The organism is Frankia sp. CcWB2 (genome assembly GCF_977927585.1).
Map to the genome: position 1 here is coordinate 3,024 of NZ_CDWRCM010000208.1, position 5,111 is coordinate 8,134.

Consider the following 5,111-nt stretch of genomic DNA (forward strand, 5'->3'; position numbering starts at 1 on the left):
GGCTGATGATCCTCGACGAGCCCACCATCGGCCTCGACGTCCTGTCCAAGCAGCGGCTGCGGGAGTTCCTCGTCGCCGAGCGAGCGGCCCACGGCACCACACTGCTGCTGACCACCCACGACATGGGCGACATCGAGCGGCTCTGCGACCGGGTCCTCGTCATCGACCACGGCCGCCTCGCCTACGACGGCGACCTGGCCGGTCTCGCGGGGGCCGCCGGCGCCGACCGGGTGCTGGTCGTTGACCTCGCCGGGCCCACCGGGGACCTGACGGGCCTACCCGCCGTCCGCCACCTGGCCAGCGAGGCCCACGGCCTGCGCCAGCGCCTCGCTTTCAACGCCGAGACCACTACCGCCGCCCGGGTCCTCGCCGCGGTCACCGCGACGGCCGAGGTCCTCGACTTCACCGTCGAGGAACCCGACATCGAGGACGTCGTCCGCCGCCTCTACGCCACCACCCGTCAGTCGCCCGAACCCGCGCCCAGGGAACCAAGGCGCGAAGAACTCGATGAGGAGGAAGCGCGCCGCCCCGGTGGGACAGCACCCCTGCCATAGGAGCCGTACAACGCTGCAGCCACAGCGCCAAACCCCCTCGGCGTACGAGTGGCGGGCGGCACCCTGGAGCGTCTTCCAGGCCAGGCGAGCCCGCGGTCAACGGTTCGGGAACCGGGCCACCCAACGGCGCTGCCAGGGGGTCTCGACGGCCCGGTGGTGATGGTGTTCCCGGGTCCAGGCGACAGCGTCCGGTGGGTTCAGTCCGGCCAGAACGGCGAGGCAGGCAAGGACGGTGCCGGTGCGGCCGACGCCGCCCCCCGCAGGCGACTTCGACCGCCGCGCCGGCCCGTGCCTGCTCGTGCAGCGCCCGGATGCGCCGGGCGGCCTGGTCCTGGTCACGGGGCAGGAGGAAGTCGGGCCAGTCGATCCACGTGCGCGGCCAGCCCAGCTCCCCGTCGTGGCGGCGGCGAAGACGGCTGGTTCCCAGGTAGAGGCCGAAGTCAGGCACCGGTCCCTCCGGTAGCGGGCGGCGCAGACCGCGGCCGCGTACCCGGCAGCCGTCCGGAAGCCGCAGGGCCCGCACGAGCGGCGGGCCGCTCACCGGGCCACGCCTACGACCTGCCCGGCTGATCGAGAACTCCACACCTGGCCCTCCGCCTGTCCGTATTGACGTGATCGTTGCCGGCGGCGCTGCTGCGGCCGGACGGCCACGTGGCGTGGGTCGGTGAAGATCAGCGGGAGCTGCTCAGCCAGCTGCCCAGGTCCCGCTCCGCGGTGAGGTAAGAGGCGATCATGTCCAGGCAGCCACCACATCCGTGGACTCCACTCGTACGTGAGCATCATTGCGTGGGAAACGGCACGATACGCACGATCGACCGGTCGTGGTCGAAGGCGAGGCTGGCGCAGGGCCGACCCTGCGCCCATGGCTGATCGAATCCGCTGTCATCGATCGACCAGGAATGCAGACCGTAGGCATCCAGCTTGCCCCGGAGAACAGTGATGATCTCCGGGCGGGGGTGGCAACGGTCCGCCGCGACCGCGGCGGTGTCGCTCCGGAGATTGACAGCCGAGTAGCATCCGACCACTGTCGCCCGTTCCGCCAGGCCGCTGGGTCGTAGCCCCCAGCTAGCCGCGGCAAGACACGCAACGGCCACCACCGCACCCGGGATCATCGCCCGCCTCCTGCGCCACCACGGCTTCCGAGAGGTTCTCAGCGAAGCGACGACGTGACGTTCAAGCAGCACCCGACGTTGTTCCAACCGCTGCGGGGGAACGGGCCGCCGTGGCGGAAGCCGGGGAAATCCCAGATCAGGCATCTCGCACCACCTTCTGAGCAGGCCGGTCCTTCCCCGCCGTCATCTCAGCGGGAACCCCGGGCATGCCCGCCGCAGCCCGAACCTTCCGCACCACGCCGAAGACCAGGACAAACCGCCACGGCCGTAGCCTGACCGCGGCGGCGGGCGCTGTGCTCGTGCCGTGCGCCGGTCGGATCACCCCCACACCGCCCGCGCCAGGGCCGCGCCGAGAGCGGCGGCGCCGAACGCGGCGAGCACACTGCCGGCGACGTTGGCCGCGGCCAGCAGCCGGGCGCCGTCCTCGGCCAGCCGCAGCGTTTCGTAGGAGAACGTCGAGTAGGTGCTCAACGCCCCGCACAGCCCGGTCCCCACCAGCGACACCACCTGCTCCGACACCACCTGCTCCGACACCACCTGCTCCGAGGCCACCTGCTCCGAGGCCACCCACGCCGGCGCCGCGCCCGCGCCCGCGGCGCCGGCGACCAGGCCGAGGAGCAGACTGGCCGTGACGTTGACGGTGAACGTGCCCCAGGGAAAGACCGTGCCGTGCCGGGCCTGCACCGCCCGGTCGGTCAGATAGCGCAGCGGCGCGCCGGCCGCGGCCCCGGCGATCACCAGCAGCCAGTTCACCAACTCGCCTCCCGGCCGACGTAGCGGATCACTTCGACCTCGTCGAGGATGACCAGCCCCTCGGTGACGAGTTCATCGAGCTGCGGGAGGAAGGCCCGTACCCGTTGCTCGTCATCGACGATGACCACCGCCACCGGCAGGTCCTCGCTCAGCGACAGCAGCCGGGCGGTGTGCACGATCGAGGAGGCGCCGAACCCCTCCACGCCCCGGAACATACTCGCCCCGGCCAGCCCGGCGCGGTGCGCCCGGTGCACGATCTCGCTGGCCAGCGGTCGGTGATGCCACACGTCGCTCTCCCCGACGAACACCATCAGCCGCAACGCCCGGCCGCTCAACCTCATCACGCCCGCCTTCCCGCGACCCGTCGCGTCGTCGCCACGAACCATCGCATCGCCGTCGCCGCCGCCCACACCGCGCCCAGCGCGACGAGGACGCTCAGCGCCAGGTAGGCCAGTGCCAGCCCGGCCCGCCCGCCGTCCACCAGCCGCTGCGCGTCGAGCGCATACGTGGAGAAGGTGGTGAACCCGCCCAGCACCCCGGTGCCCAGGAACGGGCGGACCAGCGGATGCACCGTCCGCACGTCGGTGATCAGCACCATCAGCACACCGATCGCCGCGCAACCGGCCGTGTTCACCGCCCAGGTGGTCCATGGGAACGTGCCCGGCATCGTCGGCCACACCAGCGACGCCCCGTAGCGGGCACATGCCCCCACCGCCCCACCAGCCGATATCACCGCCAGCAGCGGGACCGGGACAGGCCCATCACCATCAGGGTCGGTGCCATCGGGGCTGGTGCCATCGGGATCGGTCGGTGCACCGACCGTTTGCTCGGCGTCGTCCACGCCCGCTCCCTACCTGCGCGACAGCCGGGCCAGCCAAGCATGACTTGTCACGGTAGGGACCGTTGGCGGTGCACTGCCGCGGTTCGGGTCCGGCGGGCCCCACCGCCGCGCGGTGACCGGAAGCCGCCGCCGTCACACCATACCGGTTCGGTTCACCGCTACCGGTTCACCTGTCACCGTCGTCACACCGTGGGAGCGCACACCGGCCCACAGTCACACGCCGACCCGGGACCGCCCCCGGCCCCCGGTTCCACGGCGCGCAGCTGCGGGCCCGCGCCCTCGGCGATGTCGGCGAGCACCGTGTAGATCTCCCACGGCGCACCGTCCGGATCATCCACCCACACCTTGTCCTGCAGCGCGTAGCAGCAGGCGGTGTTCTCCTCCACCGCCGTCACCAGCCCCGCCTCCCGCAGCCGGGCCGCCGCGGCGGACACCTCCTGCGAGGTCTCGATCTCCACCCCGAGATGGTTCAACGCCCCCGCCACCCCCGCGCCGCGGGCGTCCGGGTTCTCGATCAGCACCAGCTTCAACGGCGGCACGTCGACCGCGAAGTTCGCGTACCCCGCCCGCCGCTTCGCCGGCCCGACCCCGAACAGCGTCGTGTAGAACTCCACCGCCGCGTCCACGTCCGAGACGTTCAACGCCAACTGCACCCTGGCCATCCAGCCCACCCCTTACATCGACACCCATCTATGTTCTTGCGGGTCGAGGATGACCGCAAACATAGACGTCTGTCAATGGCTGGGGCATGCTGGCGGCACGGCGACCGCCTCCCCACCGGCGGGTCTCCCGGTCGTCGACCCCGCGGCGGACGGCCCGCCCGGTCTCGCCGGGACGATCTCCGCGTGCCGCGCCCCGCTGGGCGCCAACCGGGGCCGGCGACCGTTACGCCGGCCCGCGCATCGGCGAAGTCGTCGCCTTTCTGGATAATCCTCAAGGTGAGCCTGAATCGCGAAGATTCTGAATCGCGAGGACCGAGACTCAAGAACCCGCCGATGTCGGGATGTCAGGACAGATCGTACCGCGCTTCGGGAGTATCAGGTCGACCAGGTAACGCTCGACGGCCCGGCGGACGCAGACACTGTCCTGAAAGTAGGCGGTGTGGGTGTAGGAGCGCCAGGTCAACAGCACGCTGTTGGCGAGTTGACGGGCGAGGGACACAGCCCCGGAGTAGGGCGTCGCCGGGTCGCCGGTGCTGCCGACGAGGAGAATCGGCGGAGCGCCGGTGGCGTGGAACGGCCCCGTGTAGCGGGAGGCAGCCTTAACCGGCCAGACCACACAGGCAAGGGCACCGAGAGCAGAAAGCAGGCCGAAATGGGGGCTCTCGCGGTTGAGTTCGTCAGAAAGTCGTTGGTAGGTGCCCACGGTCGGGAAGACCTTGTCGGTGCAGGTGATGGCCGTATGCGAGGCAATGGCCGTATGCGCGGCATCGGAGCTGGTGGAGGTGCTGTGCGGCAAGGGGAGGATGGCCCCGATCGGGTCCTGCGCTGCGAAGGAGAGCAGCTCGGAGCCGTCGTTGTTGTCGTCGGCCAGTGCCAATGCTCCCGCGAGCCGCGGCCACTTGGCATGGGAGTACAGCGCGGACCGAACCCCTATCATGGCGGTCACCCAGTTGAGCGTGCGGGCGGCGCCGGTGTCCTTACCGTCCTTACCGCCGGCCGGGATCGGCTTCTCGGTGAGCCGTTCGACCAGGCGGTCGAAGGCGCCGGCCGGGTCGCCGTGACCGAAGCCACAGTTGGGCCGAGCCTTGCAGTCGGCGAGGAATGCGTCTAGGGCCTGTTTGGGAAGTTCATCGGGGCAGCCATTCGTTGATCGCGGCGATGGTGGCTGTTGCTTCGTAGCGGACGGCTA

General features: G+C 70.7%; 6 protein-coding genes and 2 pseudogenes. 1 reads left to right on the forward strand and 7 read right to left on the reverse strand.

Annotation, left to right across the window (positions count from 1 at the left end; all coding sequences use genetic code 11):
- Window positions 1-554 (forward strand): annotated as a pseudogene (locus ACY45C_RS18170) (hypothetical protein); the annotation flags it as partial.
- A 96-nt stretch (window positions 555-650) separates the two neighbouring features.
- Here ACY45C_RS18170 and ACY45C_RS18175 read toward each other — a convergent pair.
- From ACY45C_RS18175 to ACY45C_RS18205, 7 genes and pseudogenes are all read right to left on the reverse strand, one after another.
- Window positions 651-1,095, reverse strand: a pseudogene (locus tag ACY45C_RS18175) (protein-tyrosine phosphatase family protein).
- Window positions 1,096-1,333: 238 nt separating this feature from the next.
- Window positions 1,334-1,666: a hypothetical protein gene (locus ACY45C_RS18180; protein ID WP_462188778.1), complete on the reverse strand. Its 333-nt coding sequence runs from the start codon at window positions 1,664-1,666 to the stop codon at window positions 1,334-1,336.
- A gap of 318 nt (window positions 1,667-1,984) precedes the next feature.
- Window positions 1,985-2,419 carry a fluoride efflux transporter FluC gene (locus tag ACY45C_RS18185; protein WP_462188779.1) on the reverse strand — a complete coding sequence of 145 codons (435 nt, stop codon included), beginning with the start codon at window positions 2,417-2,419 and terminating at the stop codon, window positions 1,985-1,987.
- The gene (locus ACY45C_RS18190; RefSeq protein WP_462188780.1) at window positions 2,416-2,763 is read right to left on the reverse strand and encodes a DUF190 domain-containing protein; all 348 of its coding nucleotides are present in this window, start codon (window positions 2,761-2,763) and stop codon (window positions 2,416-2,418) included. Before ACY45C_RS18190 ends, ACY45C_RS18185 begins: the two co-directional genes overlap by 4 nt.
- On the reverse strand, window positions 2,760-3,260 hold the full coding sequence (locus ACY45C_RS18195) for a fluoride efflux transporter FluC (RefSeq protein ID WP_462188781.1): 501 nt from the start codon (window positions 3,258-3,260) through the stop codon (window positions 2,760-2,762). The genes ACY45C_RS18190 and ACY45C_RS18195 overlap by 4 nt, the downstream gene beginning before the upstream one ends.
- A 182-nt stretch (window positions 3,261-3,442) precedes the next feature.
- Window positions 3,443-3,922 (reverse strand): ArsI/CadI family heavy metal resistance metalloenzyme, encoded by a 480-nt coding sequence (locus tag ACY45C_RS18200; RefSeq protein WP_462188782.1) that lies wholly within the window; start codon window positions 3,920-3,922, stop codon window positions 3,443-3,445.
- 319 nt (window positions 3,923-4,241) lie between these two features.
- Window positions 4,242-4,859: an alpha/beta hydrolase gene (locus tag ACY45C_RS18205; RefSeq protein ID WP_462188783.1), complete on the reverse strand. Its 618-nt coding sequence runs from the start codon at window positions 4,857-4,859 to the stop codon at window positions 4,242-4,244.
- Window positions 4,860-5,111 lie beyond the last annotated feature (252 nt).